A 21292-nucleotide genomic window follows, 5' to 3' on the forward strand; every position below is an offset into this window, starting at 1 on the left:
AACATTCCCTCCATTGAGTTTTTGCATTTATTTGTAATACAAGTTAATAGTACCACGTCTCATGTTGTGTGTCAATATTCCAACGTCGCTCTGCGCATTTTTATGCATATAGTGCATTATTCTCCCATTTTTTTGGACATTATGCACTATTTTTATCTTTTTTTGTTTTTTGCTTGTCTTTTATTCGAAAATCATTTATAGTGAACTTGTATTACCTATATTGTATTTGACTTCATAAGGAGGAAATATTATGCTTCCAAAAATCCGTTCCGTCCAGGTCATCGAAACTGCTCCCGACGGTATCAATCTTCTCGTTGTAAAAGTAGAAACAACCGAACAAGGCTTATACGGTCTTGGCTGTGCTACCTTTTCATATCGTACAGCTACTATTAAAAATCTGATTGAACAGTATATTGAACCATTACTGATCGGTCGTGATGTAGACCGTATCTCCGATCTCTGGCAGCTTATGCATCAGAATGCATACTGGAGATCTGGTCCAATTGAAAACAATGCGATCTCCGGTGTTGACATGGCGCTCTGGGACATCAAGGGAAAAATGGCAAATATGCCCGTCTATCAGCTATTGGGCGGGAAACTCCGAGACGGTATCCCGGTATACCAGCATGCTGACGGTGGAACCATCGAAGAACTGATTGATAATGTTGAAAAGTATCAGGAGATCGGGCTTCGCTACGTGCGATGCCAGAACGGAATCTACGGTGGAACTCCATTCGGCGAGCCTCCGAAGCAGGCAGCAAAAGGCGCTCAGATCGGCACCTACATTGATTCTCCGGAATACATGCAGAACACAATTAAAATGTTCGAAAAGCTTCGTTCCCACTTCGGTGATTCTCTGGAGTTCATCCATGATGTCCACGAACGCATCAATCCGATCGAGGCACGACGTTTTTGTAAAGAAATGGATCAGTTCCGACTATTCTTCTTAGAAGATGTCGTTTCACCGGAAAATATCAGCTGGCTGAGAGAGATCCACAACTACTGTACAACGCCTTTAAGCCACGGCGAACTGTATGTGAATAACAATGAATGGCACAATGCCGTGATCGATCGAAGCGTCGATTACCTCCGCGCTCACATTTCCGATATTGGAGGAATCACTCCTGCGCTCCGCATGGCCGCGTTCGCCGCAGAGTTCGGCGTTCGTACCTGCTGGCACTGCCCGCCGGATCTGTCTCCGGTTGCAGCTTCCGCGCTTATCAATATTGATCTTGCGATCCCGAACTTTGGTCTTCAGGAGTGGAGCGGAGTCCGGACATATGACTTCCTTCAGCAGAGTAAAGGCCACGACGCGGATGAAGCGCTGCATGAAGTATTTAAAAACATGCCGGAGTACGGAAATGACGGCTTTGTATACGGAAATGATCTTCCGGGTCTCGGCGTAGAGATCGACGAAGAAGCCGCTAAGAAATACCCGCCGGCACATCCGGTAACCACATGGACACAGACAAGAAACTTTGACGGTTCCCTCCAGACACCGTAGTTTAAGTTTTTAGAGGTGAGAAAAATCCCCATTTCTCACCTTTTTTCATATCCGCACTCACAGTCTCTCCATTACAATCGTCATTTCTGGTGACTTATCCCATTTTCCCCGACCCGTCAAAGTTCTTCTTTACAATCTTCCCATTTCATGATACTGTAATGGCATCAGAGCGCCAACCGCCCTGAAAATCAAACAAACATGCAGAGTAGACGTGTGCGCGTCAAGTGCCCGCCAGACAGGGAGTTGCTGGCAGGACGAAGGGAATTTCCCGCGGTGCACATATCGCATCCCGCTGCATCAGAAGATAGTTTGCAGATACCTTTTGTGTCTGTGACCGTTCGATTATCTCCTGTTGTGGTCCGAGAATCTGCAAAGGAGGTATTTTTTTATGCAAAAAAGCTCAAGCGACCTCTTTTCCAGGATCTTTGAATCATCCCGTGAATTTAAGAAGGTCACCACCATCACTACCTGCGCCATGTTCGGCGCACTATCCGTTGTACTTGGATACTACTCTTTTAAGATCACACCAAACTTAAAGATCGGCTTCGGTTCGATCCCAAATATGCTGGTGGATTATCTGTTCGGCCCGGTCGTCGGCGGATTATTCGGCGGCGCTATGGATGTGATCAAGTTTATGTTAAAGCCGGACGGCGGATTTATGCCGGGCTTTACGTTCAACGCGATGCTTGCGGCATTTATCTACGGCCTGTTCTTCTATAAAAAGAACCTTTCCCTGCCGCGGATCCTTACAGCAAAGCTCGTGGTGATCATTCTCTGCAACATCATCCTCGGAACCTACTGGCTGACGCTTTTAAACGGAAAAGGATTTTTAGCGATCCTGCCGGCCCGCGCCATCAAGAACCTGATCCAGTGGCCTGTGGACTCCCTGATCTTTTTCCTTGTGGCAAAGACGTTGGAACAGGCCGGCGTGTTTAAGATCATCCTTCATGCCGGAAACCGCCAGAGAAGATAGTACGCAAAAGTGCCCTCAGCAGCAATCCTCAAAAATCTGCTGCAAAGGGCACTTTTTTAATCCTTTTTATCCTTTATCCAATTTCAGGTTAGTCACCAAGTACATTCACGATCCTCACTGGTGTACGGTAGTTCCATCTGGAAACCTTAATTCCGGTCTTCTCTGTGGAGGCATGTACGATCTGTCCATTTCCGATATAGAGGGCAACGTGGTTGATCCTCTTTCCGGAACCATAGCTGATAATATCACCCGGGCGCATCTCGGAGCTGCTTACCACACGACCCATACGGGACTGTCCGCCGGAAGAATGCGGGAGCTCTACGCCTGCTGCGTGACGCATTACATAGGAAGTAAATCCGGAACAGTCAACACCGGTATTCGGATTTGTTCCACCGTATTTGTAACGGTTTCCTACAAACTGAAGTGCATATGTAACAATCTCGGAGCGGAGGTCATCCTCAACATCGACCTCTGCCTCTAATACTTCCTCGTCATCCGCATTTTCCTCATCTGCGTCTGCCTCTTCTGCCTCCGCACTGTCAGCTGCAGTATCGTCTGTGTTTTTCTCTTCGGAAGCTGTATCGGTATTCTCTTCAGAACTCTCTGTCGTTGTCTCTGTCTGCTTGTCCTTTTCTAACGGATTTCCGTTTTCATCGAGGTGGATGATCGTTACTACTTTTTTATTTTCATTCACTGCAGTCTGCTCATCCGCGAAGGAAACGATCGGAAGCGCTGCGGTTAAAGCCATACATAAACAGGTGATCTTTAAAGTTCTGAAAAGTTTATTTGTCATTGAAATCCTCTTATTTTAAAGCTTTCATAGTTTGTAAGGTTTGTTACAAATATGTTACGTTTTGTTACAAACAAATTATATTTCCTATGGCCTCTTTTGTCAATAAAAACAAAGGAATTCATAAACTCTTAATAATTTAGGCGAAAATCACCAGTTTTGTGGCAAAAATGCGGCGCTCCCAACAGAGAACGCCGCACCTGTTTACATAACTTATTTCAATTGTAACATCCTGTAATCTGTTGATTCTTTCAGTAAAATCAAGGCTTTTCAGACATTTCCGGCTTTAAATTCATGAATCGGTCCACCGTTTTCCGTGCCTGCATCTGCAGCTCACAGCTCCGACTGCCTGTTCATTATATTTACTTTGCTATCTTCCCCGGAAATTCTTAACGATCCAGTAAATGATCAGGCACATCAGGATCGGTCCTGAAAACCGGATCAGGAGATAGAACACGCCGCCCATAATGCTGAACACCACGGAGATCACAAGAAACAGGATCACAACAAGGGCCAATTTCCAGTACCACTTATTCAGATCGAAATAATGGATATTCGGCGCGGAGCCGTTCTGATAACTTCCCTGGCTATAAGTGCTTCTTCTGTCATCGTCCCGCGGGGACGCATCCTCAAAGCTTCCATGACCATCTCCGGTCTCTCCCGCAGCCTCCGCGGAATTGATGATCGTGCGCGCCACGATATTCGGCTCGCCGATCTCCTCTATGATCTCGTCCATGGTACGTCCTTTCCCGAGTTCCTGGGAAAGATAATCCGCATAATAATTTAGGTTCTCGCGGATCACGGACGCCGGGACTTCACCCGAAAGCGCGTCCTCTAAGCGTCTTAAAAATTCGTCCTTGTTCATGCAATTCTACTCCAGTTTTTCTTTAATGATGCCGCCTCTGTATGCTGCCACAAGTTCCTTCAGGTCCGCGATCTTTGCCGCAAGTTCTTTTCCGGTATCGGTATCCGCGACCATCACACGTTTTTTCATTTTCTCTACGATCGTGACCTTCGGTGTATTTTCATGATCCCTGTCAAACGGTTTGTGCTCCGCAAGCGCCAGATGATGGGAATTGAAGATCAGGGTATAACCTGCGATCCCCGTCTTTGGCTGGTAGGACTTGGAAAGTCCGCCGTCGATGACGAAGAGTTTTCCGTTTCCCTTGATCGGGCTCTCACCATCCTTTAATTTTACCGGTACATGTCCATTGATAATGTGGGAACCTTCCACCGGAAGTCCGAACTCCTTGAGAATCTTATTACAGAATTCCTCTTTTTCACTCAGTTTATAATACGGGTTCATATTTTCCTTTGCAGCTGCCTTGTCAGCGACAAAGTAGTTCTCAAAGGTTGCCATATTGTCCTTTCCGTATACCGGGGACTTCGGACCGCACCATAAATACCACATAAAGTCACGGTACCAGTCTTTCGTCGGGTCATCCTCTGGCAGGAAATATGCCATCTTCACCGCGTCCTCGATATAGTCGAGCAGACGTTTTCCGGAATAGATGATCCCTTTCAGCTTCAGCTCCTCGAAGGTACCGTCCTCTTTCATCGGGATGCAGCCATGGTACAGCAGGTTTCCGTTGCACCTCTTGTACATTGCGCCATGGGAATATACGAAACGGATATGACGGTGAAGTGTCTCACTGTGGTGGAACGAGAGCGCCAGATTGTAGATCAGCTCCTGCTCTTCCTTTGTGAATTTTAACGGATCCTTCGGATCGATCGTCGGGAAGTTCATATCCAGCATCTTGTAATCTTTTCCGCGGATATTTACTGTTCCTTTTTCAAAGTTGATATGTTCCAGATGGATCCGGTCATTGATCTGATAGTCCGGATGGCGTTTCGTGATCTGACCTTCCACCTTGAACTGGATCACTGTGATCGCTTTGTGCATCTTCGCAGCAAGACCCGGATCTACTGCGTCGTAGATATTTTCATCCAGGATCTTCGGCATGAACCGCTCACACGGATCATCCTTATAAACTTTCGCCGCAAACATGGATAAGGGGCGAAGGTTGATCCCATATCCATCCTCCAGGACATCGAATCCATTGTAACGGATCGCAATCCGGAGCACGTTGCAGATGCACGCCAGGTTGCCGGTCGCCGCACCCATCCAGGAGATATCATGGTTGCCCCACTGGATATCCACGTCGTGGAAGTGCATGAGCTCATTCATGATAATGTCCGCGCGCGGTCCACGGTCAAAGATATCACCGATAATGTGAAGGCTGTCCACTGTCAGGTTCTGGATCAGGTTGCAGAGTGCCATGATGAACTGGTCACCCATCTCGATGTCGATGATGGAGTGGATGATCTCGTCATAGTAAACTTTCTTATTATCATCATTGTAGTCCACATGAAGGAGCTCATCGATGATATAAGCGAATGCCGGCGGCATTTTTTTACGAACTTTCGATCTCGTAAATTTCGAGGAAACCTCTTTACAGATGCGCACCAGACGGTAGATCGTAATTCTCTGCCAGTCTTCTGTAAATTTTCCCGCTTTCTGGATCTTCCGGATATTCCGCTCCGGATAGTAGATCAGGTTTGCAAGAGCGATCTCCTCTTCGTCCGAGATCACATACCCGAAGGTCTCCGAGATCTTCTCGCGGATAATACCGGACGCACTGCGGAGCAGGTGAATAAACGCTTCGTATTCCCCGTGCAGGTCGCTAAAGAAATACTCGGTTCCTTTCGGAAGTCCGCGGATCGCCATCAGGTTGATGATCTCACTGGAGGCCGCTTTCACGGTCGGATACTCTTTTGCAAGCAGCTTCAGATAGTCCAAATCTCTCATTGTCTCTGTTTTCCTCCCTGCAATTTCCCGGATATTTAAATCCTGTTACAGTACACAGCACCTCCGTCTGTGCTCCGCAGCGGAATTTTGCCGATGATTCGCATTCCAAATCGGCCAACTCTGCACTAATTACTGTATGGTAGAGAATTTTCATTTTAGAAACTTTCGGCCATGAAAAACAACAGCTTTTTTCTGGTTTTTGCGGAGCTTTTCATACTCTTCTTCCACCTTACAGGTTAAAAATTTAACCGCCCGGGAATTGCTTTTCCATTTATTTTATAGTAACATATTCATATTCAAAACTCAACCAAAGAATCTGGTGTCCGGCCGATGCAGACAGTGATGATCGCCGATCTGGACGGCACGGCACTTATGAGCAGGAAGAAAAGGAGATTTTCATGGACAGCGAGCTTCTCTACGTTTTTGGTACCGGAAATGCCACGGTTACCAACCTTTATAATACATGCTTTGCGCTCCGCGACGGGGACGAATATTTTATGGTGGATGCCGGCGGCGGAAACGGGATCTTAAAGATCCTGGACAACATGCAGGTTCCCTTAGAGCGGATCCACCACATTTTCGTGACCCACGCCCACACAGACCATGTACTCGGCATCGTCTGGATGATCCGCATGATCGCAACAAAGATGAAAAAGGACCAGTATATCGGGGACGCCCACATTTACTGCCACGCAGAGTTGATCGAGACGATCAAAACACTCTGCCGCCTGACGATCCAGGATAAGTTTTACAACATGATCGGTGACCGGATCCATCTGGAGGAAGTGAAGGACGGGGAGACGCGCCATATTTTAAGCTATGATGTGACGTTCTTCGATATCCACTCCACGAAATTAAAACAGTTCGGCTTTACGCTGACATTAAATAATGGAAGAAAACTCACCTGCGTCGGAGATGAGCCGTACAATCCGGACTGTGAACAGTATGTGCGCGGCAGTGACTGGCTGCTCCACGAGGCGTTCTGCCTCTATGCGGAGCGCGATATCTGGAAGCCGTATGAAAAGCATCACAGCACCGTGAAGGACGCCTGTGAACTTGCGGAGTCTCTCGGGATCCCGAACCTCGTTCTCTGGCACACGGAGGACAGCAATGTTGCCGGAAGGGAACGTCTTTATAAGAGTGAGGGAAAACGCTATTACAGCGGAAATATCTATGTCCCGGATGATGAGAGCCTGATCGCATTATAATGGAGGAAAAAGCTATGTCTATCAAACCATGGATCTGCAACGGATCACGGACGATCGTAAAAGACCGCTGGATCGATCTTCATGCCGATGACTGTGCACTGCCGGACGGTACAAAGATCTCTCCGTTTTATGTAAATACTGTGCCGGATTTTGTCGTTGTGGTCGCTGTCACTGTGGACGGGGATTTCGTTTTCGTGCGCCAGTACCGCCATGGAACAAGACAGATCCTTCTGGAACTTCCGGCAGGCTGTATGGAGCCGACGGACGCCGATCCGGGCGCCGGAGCCGTGAGAGAACTCTTCGAGGAGACAGGCTACGCCGGGAGCAAACCGGTATTTCTATGCAAGGTCGCACCAAATGCGGCATGCATCAGCAATTTCGCCCACTGCTATCTGATCACGGACTGCAAAAAAGTCAGCAGCCAGCATCTGGACGCCACCGAGGATCTCGAGATCGTTGTCATGTCCGCTGAGGAAACGAAAAAGCTGATGGCGGAAGGCGGACTCGTGCAGGCGGTGCATGTGGCGGCAATGTATTATGCGGAAAAGCTCCTGAATAAATAAGCGCAGGGATTGCCACAGAACAGAAAATTTTAATACCAAAAGGGATACTGCCCTTTTGGCTCATGTTTCTCCCCGGTTTACACTTTAACCGGGGATTTATGTCGGATACAATTTCCACTGATTGAGAGCGATGAGCATCCGGTATATTTCTCAGTTCGGAGCAGTTTCTGCACAAATTCAATTTGAATTGAAAAGGGTATACATTATGAATAAACGTGAAATTTCAGAAATTAAAAAGCAATTTAAAAAAGACAATAATGCGATCACCCGCATCTGCGGATGCTATGTTGACGCTGAAAAACAGATCAAGACAACCTTGAAAGAGGCATTCTTTGCACTCTCCGAGGAAGAGATCTTCAAATATTATGAGATCTTCAAGAAGGCACTCTCCGGCGGGATCGGCAAGAATCTCCACAACCTGGAATACTCGATCCACGATGAAGGCCCGGACAGCGCCCACGCGCTTCTCATGAAGCTTCGCGACGAAAAGATCGCTGATGATGAGACTGTAGATGCTTTCTATAACAAAGTGATCGAGAATTACGAGTACGGAGAGAATTATTACATCATCCTGATCCACAGTGCCTACGATGTTCCGGGAAAAGCTTCCGACAATGAGGAAATGTTCGATGCATCCGAGGAAGTCTACAACCACATTCTCTGCTGCATCTGCCCGGTAAAGCTCTCAGAACCGGGACTTTCCTACAATGAGGCGACAAATGCGATCGAGGAGCGCCCGCGTGACTGGTGGGTCCAGGCTCCGATGACCGGATTCCTGTTCCCGGCTTTCAATGACCGCAGCAGCGATATCCATGGAGTTCTGTATTTCTCCAAAAATCCGGAAGAACTCCACTCCGAGTTCATTGACGCCTGCCTCGGCGCTCCGACTCCGATCTCCTTCAAATCACAGAAAGAGGCATTCCAGGAGATCTTAACTGATACGCTCGGCGAGGAATGTGACTACGAGACTGTCCGACAGATCCATGAAAATCTCACGGAGCTTGCGGAGGAACATAAGGAGGACGAGGTCCCGCTGACTCTCACAAAGCCGGAGGTCAAAGATCTCCTCGAAAAGAGCGGCGTGGAGCCGGAACGTCTGGAACATTTCGATAAGGTCTATGAGGATGCCGCCGGGGAAAACACCGCGATCCTCGTTCCTGCGATCACAGGAACCGGAAAATTTGCCGTAAAGACACCGGACGTTGACATCAAAGTCAACCCGGACCGCCTTGATCTTGTCGAGACAAAATTCATCAGCGGCCGCCGCTGCCTTGTGATAGCGGTCGAGGACAACGTGGAAGTCAACGGCATGCCTGTGAAGATGTGGGAGGAGCAGAAGGAGGCGCCGGAAGCATAGCCTTCGGAATATCTTCGCTGCTTGAGAAACCGACTCCGATAATGTTTTGCCATCTGGAGGTTCTTATGCTATCATCGACTCGTTTTACCGAAGATTTTGCATATGAAGTTCTGTCCGTTGTGGAAGAAATCCCCGAGGGAAATGTCGCTACTTACGGACAGATTGCCCGCCTGATCGGCCGGGACAAAAATTCGCGGCTTGTGGCGAGAGTTCTCTCTCACGCGTCAAACTATGGTGATTTTCCCTGCCACCGTGTTGTCAACCATGCCGGCCGCCTTGTCCCCGGCTGGCTGGAACAGGGATTTCTCCTGCAACAGGAGGGCGTGGAACTTAAAGATCCCATGCATGTAGATCTGAAAAAATATCAATGGAACTGCTGAGGCATCTCGCCCCGGCAGTTTTTTATTATACGTTTTTTCGGACCGGCAGACTTTCTCCCTGTGAAACATAATTTTTTATATTACTTTTCATGGATAGGAATTTCCGTATAATACCATTGTGATCGCGGATCTTGCCCGGATTTCTCGAAAACTTGACATTTTTCTTCATTTTTGCTATATTATTTCTGTAATATTTTTGTAATATTTGAAACATATTTCGCAATTACTGCGATGCATCTGACAACTATGAGGAAACCGGCATGAAAAAATTACAGCAATTGATTCCATCTATTTCAAAAGCAGTCTTTATCAAAGCGGCCATTGCCGCGTCCGTTTTATTGTTTTCCGTCTCCCACTCTGCTTTTCCATCCCACGCCGCATCCGCCTATGACAATATGGCTGTCGCAAATGTAAACAGCGACCCGTTAAATATGCGCACAAAACCGTCCACAGAAGGGGACATTATCGGAAAGTGCTACCGCGGAGCTGGCGGAACTGTTCTCGAGCGAAAAAGCGGCTGGACAAAAGTACGTTCCGGAAAGCTTGAGGGCTGGATGAAAGATGACTATCTTCTCTATGGAAATGATATTGAACCACTTGCAAAAGAGCTCGGTCTCATAAACGCAAAGATCACCGCAACGACCTTAAATATCCGGGAAACTCCATCCACGACGTCCGATATTCTCAAACAGGCCGCTGCCGGAGATACCTTTCCGGTTTTAAGCGAAGATAATGGCTGGGTGCAGATCCAGCTGTCCGCTGACACGACCGGCTATCTTTCCGGAAAATATGTATCGATCATTCCGATCCCGGGAGCTGCTGTTGATGCGAAGGAGGAATCTGCTGCATTAAATTCCTCCGGCCAGTCCGCCGCAGCGCCATCTTATGTGATCCCTGCAACAGATGATGAGGTCTATCTGCTGGCAGCCTGTACCGCAATGGAAACGGGAGATGGTTCCTACGACGCACAGCTCGCTGTTGCAAGCTGTATCGTCAACCGTGTCAAAACAAAAGAATGGGGCAAAACGATCTCCAGTGTGATCTACGCTGATGGTCAGTTTCCGGGAGCAACGTCCGGACTTCTGGACCGTTACCTCTCAAAAAGTCCGTCAAAAACGGCTCTGAAAGCCGCAAAAGACGCTCTGTCCGGCTCCAACAATATTGGAGATTATCTCTATTTTAAATCGGCGAAGCGGGCCTCCGTCAGCAGCTATTCGTCCTATAAGATCGTTGGTGGGAACTGTTTCTACAAAAAATAGGCCGATTCATCCGATAAAAACAGGGAAAATACTCTTTTTCTCAAGAGACTTTCCCTGTTTTTCGAATGATTCTTCTATTTCTCCTTACATCTCACCGCCGCCCGCGCCTTTCCTCCTGTCGTACACGTAAACAGCGTCAGGTCCCAGTCGCCGGATTCCATTTTTTCGATGTCGGTTCCGCCGACTGTCTCGATCGTATCCACTTCATAAGAAAATACATTGCCGTCCGCATCTGTAAAGATCACCTCATCGCCCGGATCCAGGCGCTTGATGCCGGAAAAATGCGTGCGGTAATTATGTCCGGCAATAATCAGGTTATTCTGGTACGCGGATCCACTGTAGCGGCACGGCGCTTTTTTCAGCTTCGCATAACTCCACTCACTGATCACCGGCAGTTTCAGGTCAAGCAGCGGGATCTCGATCGTCCCGATGCATTCCTGGCCGTTTACCTCCACGACCGGCATCTCCATCTCCGGATGCTTTTTATACTCCGGAACAAGTTCCTCGCTCTCCGGTTCCAGCCGCTCCGGAAGACCGGCCTCCAGCGATTCCATCTGAACCACCATCTCCTCTGCTGCCTTTCCGGCCTGGTCCGATTCTCTTATGTTGTAAATTGTGAGAAGAAGAGCCGCTACAACTAACAGCAGCCCTCCGCCCATCAGGATCTTACTTTTCATTGTCCTTCTCAGCTCCTTTTTTACCATTGTATAGCCGTCTGAGATTTTGTCAATCTTGTTAATACCCACAACCCGGATCATTTTTGTCTTTTTTTTAACAATCTTTCACTTTTTTTCTCATATTCATTGTCTGAAATGTACAATTTTGGTATAGTATACCCATAAAAAATTACAAATGGTGACGATTTCGGACTTTTCTCTCTGTGCGATCCTTCAGCGGCAACGCCTTACCGGCGAATCGCAGCTTATTTTCATGGATCCGCGGACTTGTCAGATGATCGCCGCTGCAATGTTCTCAGGCGAGAATCTACTCCGCAGAGAACGGAAAACAGGAGGATATCATGAAAAGAACAATGAAAGCTACCGCATTATTCTTAGCAGCCGGACTGCTGCTCACCGCGTGCGGTGGAAAGACCGAGACAGCTGCAACAACTGCCGCCGCAGGAGATGCCGCTGGTGCTGAGACAACCGCTGCTGCCGCAGAAACAGACGCAAAGAAGCCGTCCTTCGTATTCGTCTGCACCGGTCAGTTAGGAGACAAGTCCTTCAACGACTCCGCAAACGCAGGTATGGAAAAGATCGCATCTGATCTTGGCTGCGAAGTAAAGGTGATCGAGATCGGCCGTGACCAGACAAAGTGGGAGCCGACATTCCAGGATCTCGCTGAGGAAGGAAAATACGATGTTATCATTTCCAACGGATCTTCCTCCGCTGAGGTCATCGAGCAGGTTGCGGAAGAATTCCCGGATCAGAAATTCGTTATGTTCGACTCTGATATGGAAGAGGGCAAGTGGCCGAACCTTTACGCGATCAGCTACAAACAGAACGAGGGCAGCTACCTTGCCGGCGTTCTCGCAGCACTTGTAACAGAATCCAAAGACATGCCAAACGCAAATGAAGACAAGAAGATCGGTTTCGTCGGCGGTTCCGAGCACCCGATCATTACTGACTTCCTTGTTGGATACATCGCAGGCGCAAAATCTGTTGACCCGGATATCAAGGTATACGTTTCCTACATCGGTTCCTGGGATGATACCGCAAAGGGTAAAGAGACAGCTATCGCCCAGTACAATCAGGGCGTTGATATTATCTTCCCGGCTGCTGAGCAGGCCGGACTTGGCTGCGTAGAGGCTGCTGCTGAGATGGGCAAATACATCATCGGCGTTGACTCTGATCAGGCAATGCTGTTCTCCGGTTCCGATGAGGCAAAGGCAAACGTGATCCTTTCTTCCGTATTAAAGAATGTCGGCGATTCCCTCGTGAGAATGGCTGAAATGGAAGAAGAGGGAACGGTTCCTTACGGCAAATGTGAATTCCTTGGTTTAAAGGAAAACGGTGCGGGTCTTGCTGACAACGAGTACTTCCAGAAGAACGTTCCGGACGAGATCAAAAAGACGATCGAGGAGAAGAAACAGGAAGTTCTCGACGGAAAAATCGAGATCCCGACTGCTCTCGGCGATGCTGACCAGAACGAAGTTCAGGTTCTCATCGACTCTGTAGCTCCGTAATTTTATCCGGCAGATCCACTCAAAACCTGCTGCGATATTTTATGTAAACCATCTGGGGAATCTTTCCAAGGCCATTGATTTTCCCAGAATATCGAGTACATCAGGGGACTTGTCAACAAGTCCCCTTGGCTTTTATAAGAAAGGAGGATCCGTATGGGCAAAGAGATCCTGAAAATGGAACATATCACAAAGATCTACCCCAACGGTGTCATGGCCAACAGGGATGTCAGCTTTTCTGTCCGGGAAGGTGAGATCCATGCCCTGATGGGTGAGAACGGTGCCGGAAAAAGTACCCTGATGAAGATCCTGTTCGGTGACGAGGACGCCACTGAGGGCGATATCATCTTCGAGGGAAACAAGATCCAGCCAAAAAGTGCCGCTGACACGATCCGTCTCGGAATTGGAATGGTGCATCAGCACTTCATGCTCGTGGATTCTCTACGGGTATATGAGAACGTGATCCTCGGCATGGAACCGAAAAACGGGATCATGATCGACAAGGAAAAAGCGATCCGGGCGGTGGAGGAAACCGCCAAAAAGTACAACTTAAAGATCGATCCGATGGCTGTCGTTGGAGAGCTCTCCGTCAGCCAGAAACAGAAGGTCGAGATCTTAAAAGTCCTGCTCCGCGGGGCGAAGCTCCTGATCTTAGATGAGCCGACCGCAGTTTTGACGCCACAGGAGACAGACGAACTCTTTGAACAGCTTCTTTTACTAAAGAAAAATGATCACACGATCATCTTCATCTCCCACAAGATCCGCGAAGTCATGCAGATCTGCGACAATATCACAGTCCTCCGCAACGGACGGACAGTGGGATCGATTCCGGTCGCCAACGCGACAGAAGAAGACATCTCCCGCTTCATGGTGGGCCGCGATGTCATCCTGAAAATGAATAAAAAGCCGGCAGAATTCGGTGACACGCTCTTAAAAGTCACTGATCTGACCTATGAAAATAAAGAAGGACGAAAGCTCCTGGACCATGTCTCCTTTTCACTGAAAAAGGGCCAGATCTTAGGTATCGCGGGAGTTGAGGGAAACGGACAGAATGAACTCGCCGAGGCGATCTTCGGTTTCTACTCCGGTGTCAAAGGCAGTATCCTCTTTGACGGGAAAGAAATCCTTGGAAAATCCATCCGCACGATCCGCGATGACGGAATTTCCTATATCCCCGAGGACCGTATCAAAACCGGAGCGGCCGGAAACATCAGCCTCTGGGGCAACATGATCGCAGACATCATCGACAGCCCGCTGTTAAAAAAACACGGACTTCTCAATTATAAAAATATCCATGAACGGGCAGATAAACTTATCAGCGACTTCGGCGTCCTCTGCCAGAATGACGATCAGCCGATCGGTATGCTGTCCGGCGGAAATATGCAGAAGGTCGTAGTCGCAAGGGAATTTTCCTCTGACCCGAAGCTTCTGATCGCCAACCAGCCGACCCGGGGCATCGATGTGGGTGCCAACGAGTTTATCTGGAAAAAGATCATTGAACAGCGCGATGCCGGAAAGGGCGTTATCCTGATCTCCGCGGACTTAAACGAGATCATGGAGCTCTCCGACAGCATTCTCGTCATGTGCGGCGGACAGGCTGCCGCCTACTTCGAGGACGCGAAAAAAGTAGATGAGTTCGAGCTCGGAAACTACATGCTCGGGCTGAAACATCAGGAGGTATCGGAATCATGAAACAGAAAAAACCTCTCTCATCTTATGTAGAAATGCTGCGGACCATGATCGCCATCCTGATCTCCCTGATCATCGTCTTCGCGATCATTCTCCTGATCAGCAGCCAGCCCCTCTCCGCTCTCGGAGACTTTATTTTCGGACCGCTGACCTCCGTCCGCCGTTTCGGAAACGTCATCGAAGGTATGACACCGTTAATGTTTACAGGACTTGCGGTCATCATCCTCTTCAAACCGGGGCTTTTCAATCTGTCCATGGAAGGCGCGTTCTTTATCGGCGCCGTTGCTGCCTGTGCGGCTTCCCTGGGACTTGGACTTTCCGGAAAAACGGCACTGATCGTGGCCATGGCGGCTGCGGCGGTCGCAGGCGGATTTATCTGCTTTATCCCGGGCATCATGAAAGTAAAGACCGGCTCCAATGAGCTTGTAACTTCCCTGATGCTCAATTACACCTGCCTGTACGTCGGGCTCTGGATCATCACCACCTTCTTCTATGATCCGACCCAGAACTCCAACTATTCCTACAAATTTCCGGAAGGATGCGCTTTAAGCAAGATCATCACCGGCACGCGTATCAACTCCGGTACGATCATCGCCCTTGTGACTGTCCTTGTGATCTGGGTCATCGTAAACCGGACACCCTTCGGCTTTAAGGCAAACCTTGTGGGCGAAAACTTCAATATGGCAAACTACGCGGGCATCAACTCCGGCCTCATAATCATCCTGACCCAGATTCTGGGTGGTATGCTGGCGGGACTCGGCGGCGCTGCGGAGCTTTTCGGCATGTACCAGCGCTTCCAGTATTCCGCACTCCCGGGCTATGGCTGGGACGGTGTTCTGATCGCCATCGTCGCCAGACGGAAGGTACAGTATGTCCCGTTCGCAGCACTGTTTTTATCTTACCTGCGGATCGGCGCGGATATCATGTCCAGAAATTCCGATATCCCGTTTGAGATCGTAAACATCATTCAGGCAGTCATGGTCCTTCTGATCTCCGCCACCGCGATCCTCAGCGGATATAAGAAGAAACTCATCATCAAAGAGACAAAAGAATTCGAAGCTGCAGCGAAAAAGGAGGTACAGGCATGAATATCTGGAGTGTGATTCTTTCCCCTGACTTCCTCTTTACCTCGATCCGTGTGATGACTCCGATCCTGTTCGCGGCCATGGCCTGCATGGTCTTCGTGAAAGGCGGCATCGATCCCATCGGAACTGAGGGAATCATGTTAAGCTGTGCCCTTGCGGGACCTGTCGGCGGTTACTTTACCCACAGCGCTCTTGGCGGCGTGATATTCGCAATGGCAGTCGGCGTGGTGCTGGCTTTCGTGTTCGGTTACTTTACGCTGATCCTGAATACAAACCCGGTTCTCGCCGGAATCGCCCTGAATACCTTATCCGGCGGTCTCACGGTCTTTACGACCTACTATCTGACCGCAAATAAAGGTTCCACCCAGAGTTTAAAGAGTCCGGTGATGCCGGAGATCAGGATTCCGCTTATCAAAGACATCCCGGTTCTCGGTGCCATTATCTCCGGACATAATGTTCTGACTTATCTCGGGCTGATCCTCGTGGTCGTCCTCACAGTCTTTTTCTGGAAGACTACCATCGGGCTGCGGATCCGCGCTGTCGGTGAGAATGAGAGTGCCGCAAAATCCGTAGGCTTAAACGTCATGAAATATAAGTACATCGCCCTTCTCATCGCCGGCTGTCTCGCCGGGATCGGCGGAGCATACATGTCCATGGGTTATGTTTCCTTCTTCTCAAGAGACATGATCGCCGGACGCGGATGGATCGGAATGGCGGCGGAATCCATGGGTCTCGGTATTCCATGGAAGATCGCCTGCTCGGTACTGATCTTCGGTATGGCAGATTCACTGGCCGTACGGCTTCAGATGTTAAATCTGCCATCCCAGCTTATTCAGACGATTCCTTACGTGGTTACGATGATCGCGATCGGAATTTATTCGAAGAGAAGTATGTCGGGGAAAAAGAAAAGTTGATGGAATTATTTTGAAATTCTGAACTGTTATAATTACAGGCAAAACATTTCTATATAAATCATTTTTAACACTGTGTTTTCTTCCCTGCCGTGCCGCACTTCTTATCTGCGACAGAACCGGGAAGGAACATTTACAGCTGAAATGAAGGAGATTCTTTATGAAAGCATGGGAATTTGAACATAAGCTGACGGCGGACGCCGTTCCGCCGGAGCTTCACGACGACAATGAGGCGGACTGGATGGCCTACACGGAAGCCGGCCGCGCCTCCGACAAACAGCTTTTCCACGACTGGGACAATAAGGTTCCGGGATCCAAAGCCCCCTGCGACGTGGTGATCGCCGCGGTGCAGAGCATGCACAACCGGGGATATGATGTGACGGAAGCTGAGAAATTCATGGAGGAAGGCCTGAAGGCGTCCGAGGAAAAGGACGGAGCCGCGATTCAGGTGGCTACCGCGAAGATCTTCCACGCACTGAATGAAGCGCCGAAGGATCCCACCTCCCCTTACTGGAACTACAACACCTACTGCACCTTCGCGGATGTAGAAAAAGAGGCTGATTTCGGCCCTGCAGCGCCCTATGACGTCTTTTCCGATGACTTTGCAAAGAAAGTCACCGCAGGATGGATGGGACAGCTCATCGGCGGCTGCCTTGGAACCCAGATCGAAGGTTATACCACGGAACAGATCCGCAAACGCTTCGGCGAGGTCTACGGATATCTCCGCCGTCCGGAGACATACAATGATGATATCACCTACGAGATCGCCTATCTCGACGGATTCATCGAAAAAGGCTATGATATCACGCCTGCCGACGTTGCCTACAAATGGCTGGAGCTGATCTCCGACGGATATTCCGCCGAGAAGACGGCCATCGAAAATCTCCGCCGCGGGCTTCTTCCGCCGGAGAGCGGCACAATAAACAACTACTTCTACGACTGGATCGGTGCACAGATGCGCACTCCGCTTCACGGAATGTTAGCACCCGGAAACCCGAAACTCGCAGCGAGACTCGCCGCGGACGATTCGATCGTCTCCCACTCCAACAATGGCATGCTGGGCGGGATCTTCAACGCCCTGCTCACCTCCCTCGCTTTCACGGAGGACCATATCCGGACCGTTGTTGAGAAAGCGGTGGACATGATCCCGCATAAGAGCGAATACTACGCAGTCGTAAAGCATGCGCTGGATCTCTGCAAGGAAAATTCTTCCTGGGAGCCGGTATGGGCGGCCTGTGAGGAGCGCTACAAAGAGTACAACTGGATTCACGCCTATCCGAACGCAGCCGCCGAAGTTATTGCCCTCTGGTTCGGAAATATGGACTTTAAGGAGACCTGCCACATCATCGCCATGGAAGGTCAGGATGCGGACTGTACCGCAGCCCCGGTACTGAACGCACTGGCGATCATGATCGGTCTGGATGTCATTGATGACAGCTATATCAAGCCCATCGGGGATAGGATCCTCACGACTATGAGACGGTATCAGGATTTCAAGATCGCTGAGCTTTGTCAGTGGACAACGGATGCGGTGAGGAATGCGGTGAAGAAACAGAAGTAATACGGTTGAGTTTTTGAAACATCTTCTGTCGCTCGGATATTGGTAAGTCAAGCGGATATTCGCAATCCGCTTCGCTACTTGCTCATAACCGAATAACTGCTCCGCAGTTTATCAGAAGGAGCTTGCACTCCTCCTGATACAAGCAAGTCCCCACCCACTACTTATTGCTTTTCGCAATTGAAGCAGGGGACTTACTTGATTCGGTTAAAAAACAGGCTCATTTGATTTCTGGATTTGTATCAAATGGGTCTGTTTTTTTAATTATTTCTTCAATTTTTCTCAGTCCTTAAATATCTCCTTCAGCCTCTTCAGCAGCCCTTCCTCATCATTCTTCCCGATCACCATCGGTGCCCGTCTCCGCACATTCTCCGGCGCATTTCCCATCGCCGCGCCAAATCCTGCCGCACGCATCATGGAAAGATCACTCTCGCCGTCACCGAAGGCCGCTGCCTCTTCCGGGGAAATTCCGAGTTTTCCACAGAGCGTCTTCAAACCTTCCGACTTTTCCACGCCCGCTGCCGTGATCTCCAGATATTCCGGGTTGGAGGCCGCAGACTGGAGGTCGGAGAAATCTCTCGCCAGAACCGCCGCCAGCTTTGTCATCACGTCCGGATCTCCCATGAGAAGAAATTTATGAATTCCGCCTTCTTTTTCAAATATATCTTTAATAGCTCCAATTTCAGCCGGAAATCCCACGATTTTCTCTTCCCGCTGCTCTCTCCAATCGTCCCGGTCATCCACGATCCACTTCTCGCCGCCGAAGGTATTGCAGGCAACAGCCGGAAAATCCTTATCCAGCATCGCCTTCAGTTCCAGTGCCCGTTTTAACGGAATCATCTTACTGTAGATCTCATTTCCGTCGTTATCGAGGATCAGTCCACCGCAGAACGCAATGATCGGTGCATGATTCCCCAGCATTCTCTTAATGACCCGCACGCCTTCCGGTGACCGCGCGGAAGTCAGGATAAACGGGATTCCCTTCTTCTCAAGATTCAGGATCATCTCCTTCGTCCCCTCCGTGATCTGTCCGTCCGACGTCAGCAGCGTGCCGTCGATGTCACTGAATACGATTTTGCAAGTTTTTTCTTTTTCCATCTTTATCTCCATATTTTTGATGTTTATCCGTTGTATTTCCACACCAATACGACCGCCTGACGCAGTCCGCAGCTTCTCGCGAATGCGCCTTCTCCTATCCCCGCTGCAAAATACTCCTCTCGTTCTCCCGCACTTTCCGTGCCAGCAGCGTATACTGTCTGATCTCTTCCTCTGTAAAATTTCCAAACTTCGCCTGATAGTAATCGTTCTCCGCCGCCTCAAGATCCGGGATCACAACTTCTGATGCCGGAAGAAGTTCCAGTCGGATCTTTCGTTCTGTTCCCCGCCTTCTCGGAAGCTCCGTTACCTCCACCATCTTTTTCGCGGACAACCGCTGGACCGCCACCGCGAGGTCTCCGCGGCTAAGATCCATAAGATCCGCAAGATTCTTTCTGCTCAGTTCATGGCTTGCATCCTTCAGATATAAAAGCAGGGAAAGTTCCTCCATTGTCATATCATGCTTCAATGCCGCCGACTCCAGATATCTCTCCAGAAGTTTCCGGTCCCGGTATTTATCCACAATGATCCCATCATCGGAGATCACCTCCTGCAGCGCACTGCTCCGCTCCTCTCCGAGCTTCCGGTTTCCGGGGATCGATGCCGGAAAAACAAAGCCGTCCTTCGCTGCGTCCACCAGAAAATGGTACACCTGAAGCCGGTTTTTCTCATAATCCTCTTCGTCCAGCACATGCTTATAAAAGTTGTTGTAGTACTCAAACATCATAAGCTTCATCTTCACAGTCTTCGTGATGCTGATCTTCTGGTTCACCAGCGAACCTTTTGTCTTTACATAATAATACACCGGTGTCCTCAGCGCATAGAATGTCTCTGCATAGCGGACATATTCCAGATTGAACATGAAATCCTCACACCAGCTGATCTCCGCATCCATCCGGATCCCGAAGCGGTTTACGAGATCGCGCCGGTACAGCTTATTCCACAGCACTCCATAGTAATAATCCGCCGGATTCTCCATCATAAAGGACGCGAATTCCTCCCGGTCGATCACGCAGTCTGACTCGATGTCCCCTTTTCTGGATACCATATCCCCAACGACGCGGTAAAAATCGGAGATCACCATATCACAGCCATGTTCCTCTGCCGCCCGGACCATAAGCTTTGTCGCATCCGGCGTCAGCCAGTCATCACTGTCCACAAACTGGAGATATGTTCCCTTTGCCCTTTCAATTCCCTGATTTCTCGTGTCTGAAACCCCGGAATTTTCTTTGTGGATCACCACCACACGCTCATCCGTCTTCGCATACGCATCACAGATCGAGCCTGACATATCTCTGCTCCCATCATCTACGAGGATCAGTTCAAAATCTCTATATTCCTGTCCGAGAATACTGTCCACACAGCGGTTCAGAAATTTTTCCGCATTGTAGACAGGAACAATTATACTGACGGTCGGTTTCATTCTCCTCCTCCATTCTTTATAATAACCTGTTGGAATATCTCCTATGAAATAAATTTACTATACGATCTATCATATCATATTTTTCTCACAATACGCGATTTATTTTTTTTAATTCTCTTGACTTTTGAAAATCTGTGACTATAATAAAGGTCAGTTTCAAATATTTCCTGCGATGATGGGAACGCTCTTAACGAAGGCCTTTCAGAGAGCAGCTGGCTGGTGAAAAGCTGCAGACACCGCGTTACAGACAATCCTCCCGGAGCTAACCACTGAAAGTGTTCCAAGTAGGCTGGTTCGGTTTACACCCGTTAACGTGTTGCCTGTTAATTTTTCATATTTGAAAAACGACGGGATCGAGAGGCTGTTTTTTTGACAGCAATAAGAGTGGTACCGCAGAAGTTTCGCTTCTGTCTCTTAAAAAATAAGAGACAGGAGTTTTTTTTTGCCCCGAAAGCGTTGTCAAGCGGCTGAACAGACTGCGTGCTCGCACGCAAGGATGTTCAGAC

18 protein-coding genes, 1 riboswitch and 1 other annotated feature are annotated in these 21292 nt (G+C 49.0%); of the genes, 12 read left to right on the forward strand and 6 right to left on the reverse strand.

Features of this window, described 5'->3' with window-relative positions; genetic code table 11:
• The first annotated feature begins 250 nt into the window (after window positions 1–250).
• Together V2546_RS01015 and V2546_RS01020 are read left to right on the forward strand one after the other, a co-directional pair.
• A complete protein-coding gene (locus V2546_RS01015) occupies window positions 251–1504 on the forward strand; it encodes an enolase C-terminal domain-like protein (RefSeq protein WP_329751316.1) in 1254 nt (417 codons plus the stop codon).
• Between the two features lie 199 nt (window positions 1505–1703).
• A riboswitch (THF riboswitch) is annotated at window positions 1704–1801 on the forward strand.
• 91 nt (window positions 1802–1892) lie between these two features.
• A complete protein-coding gene (locus tag V2546_RS01020; protein ID WP_329751317.1) occupies window positions 1893–2477 on the forward strand; it encodes a folate family ECF transporter S component in 585 nt (194 codons plus the stop codon).
• Window positions 2478–2565: 88 nt separating this feature from the next.
• Here the strand turns inward: V2546_RS01020 and V2546_RS01025 are convergent, their stop codons facing one another.
• From V2546_RS01025 to V2546_RS01035, 3 genes are all read right to left on the reverse strand, one after another.
• Window positions 2566–3270, reverse strand: coding sequence for a C40 family peptidase (locus V2546_RS01025; protein ID WP_118531110.1), 705 nt, complete (start codon window positions 3268–3270; stop codon window positions 2566–2568).
• A 367-nt stretch (window positions 3271–3637) separates the two neighbouring features.
• A complete protein-coding gene (locus V2546_RS01030; RefSeq protein WP_329751318.1) occupies window positions 3638–4132 on the reverse strand; it encodes a DUF1700 domain-containing protein in 495 nt (164 codons plus the stop codon).
• A 6-nt stretch (window positions 4133–4138) separates the two neighbouring features.
• Window positions 4139–6076 carry a fructose-1,6-bisphosphatase gene (locus V2546_RS01035; RefSeq protein ID WP_329751319.1) on the reverse strand — a complete coding sequence of 646 codons (1938 nt, stop codon included), beginning with the start codon at window positions 6074–6076 and terminating at the stop codon, window positions 4139–4141.
• Window positions 6077–6474: 398 nt separating this feature from the next.
• On the opposite strand from V2546_RS01035, the gene V2546_RS01040 reads away from it, so the two are divergent.
• From V2546_RS01040 to V2546_RS01060, 5 genes are all read left to right on the forward strand, one after another.
• Window positions 6475–7284, forward strand: a complete 810-nt coding sequence (locus V2546_RS01040) for an MBL fold metallo-hydrolase (protein WP_118297270.1) — start codon at window positions 6475–6477, stop codon at window positions 7282–7284.
• Between the two features lie 14 nt (window positions 7285–7298).
• Window positions 7299–7847, forward strand: coding sequence for an NUDIX hydrolase (locus V2546_RS01045; protein WP_118531118.1), 549 nt, complete (start codon window positions 7299–7301; stop codon window positions 7845–7847).
• Between the two features lie 205 nt (window positions 7848–8052).
• Window positions 8053–9204, forward strand: coding sequence for a DUF4317 domain-containing protein (locus V2546_RS01050; RefSeq protein WP_329751320.1), 1152 nt, complete (start codon window positions 8053–8055; stop codon window positions 9202–9204).
• A gap of 65 nt (window positions 9205–9269) precedes the next feature.
• Complete coding sequence (locus V2546_RS01055) at window positions 9270–9584, forward strand: MGMT family protein (RefSeq protein ID WP_118531122.1); 315 nt, start codon at window positions 9270–9272, stop codon at window positions 9582–9584.
• Window positions 9585–9844: 260 nt separating this feature from the next.
• On the forward strand, window positions 9845–10843 hold the full coding sequence (locus V2546_RS01060) for an SH3 domain-containing protein (protein ID WP_329751321.1): 999 nt from the start codon (window positions 9845–9847) through the stop codon (window positions 10841–10843).
• 74 nt (window positions 10844–10917) lie between these two features.
• Here V2546_RS01060 and V2546_RS01065 read toward each other — a convergent pair whose 3' ends face one another.
• Complete coding sequence (locus V2546_RS01065; protein WP_329751322.1) at window positions 10918–11520, reverse strand: sortase; 603 nt, start codon at window positions 11518–11520, stop codon at window positions 10918–10920.
• Between the two features lie 341 nt (window positions 11521–11861).
• Between V2546_RS01065 and V2546_RS01070 the strand changes: the two genes are divergently transcribed.
• The 5 genes from V2546_RS01070 (at window position 11862) to V2546_RS01090 (ending at window position 18271) form a co-directional block, all read left to right on the forward strand.
• A complete protein-coding gene (locus V2546_RS01070; RefSeq protein WP_329751323.1) occupies window positions 11862–13028 on the forward strand; it encodes a BMP family ABC transporter substrate-binding protein in 1167 nt (388 codons plus the stop codon).
• A gap of 153 nt (window positions 13029–13181) precedes the next feature.
• Entirely contained in the window at window positions 13182–14717 is a 1536-nt protein-coding gene (locus V2546_RS01075; protein ID WP_329751324.1) for an ABC transporter ATP-binding protein, read from the forward strand.
• The gene (locus V2546_RS01080; protein ID WP_215703466.1) at window positions 14714–15802 is read left to right on the forward strand and encodes an ABC transporter permease; all 1089 of its coding nucleotides are present in this window, start codon (window positions 14714–14716) and stop codon (window positions 15800–15802) included. The genes V2546_RS01075 and V2546_RS01080 overlap by 4 nt, the downstream gene beginning before the upstream one ends.
• On the forward strand, window positions 15799–16713 hold the full coding sequence (locus V2546_RS01085) for an ABC transporter permease (RefSeq protein WP_329751325.1): 915 nt from the start codon (window positions 15799–15801) through the stop codon (window positions 16711–16713). The genes V2546_RS01080 and V2546_RS01085 overlap by 4 nt, the downstream gene beginning before the upstream one ends.
• A 157-nt stretch (window positions 16714–16870) precedes the next feature.
• A complete protein-coding gene (locus V2546_RS01090; RefSeq protein ID WP_329751326.1) occupies window positions 16871–18271 on the forward strand; it encodes an ADP-ribosylglycohydrolase family protein in 1401 nt (466 codons plus the stop codon).
• Window positions 18272–18550: 279 nt separating this feature from the next.
• On the opposite strand, the gene V2546_RS01095 is transcribed toward V2546_RS01090, so the two are convergent.
• Window positions 18551–19366, reverse strand: a complete 816-nt coding sequence (locus V2546_RS01095; RefSeq protein ID WP_329751327.1) for a Cof-type HAD-IIB family hydrolase — start codon at window positions 19364–19366, stop codon at window positions 18551–18553.
• 94 nt (window positions 19367–19460) lie between these two features.
• Window positions 19461–20786, reverse strand: coding sequence for a glycosyltransferase (locus V2546_RS01100; RefSeq protein ID WP_015553026.1), 1326 nt, complete (start codon window positions 20784–20786; stop codon window positions 19461–19463).
• Window positions 20787–20949: 163 nt separating this feature from the next.
• Window positions 20950–21204: a binding site (T-box leader), on the forward strand.
• Window positions 21205–21292: the final 88 nt, after the last annotated feature.

Origin of the sequence: Clostridium sp. CM74B_53, assembly GCF_036318045.1 — a bacterium.
Classification (GTDB): Bacteria; Bacillota; Clostridia; order Lachnospirales; family Lachnospiraceae; genus Pilosibacter.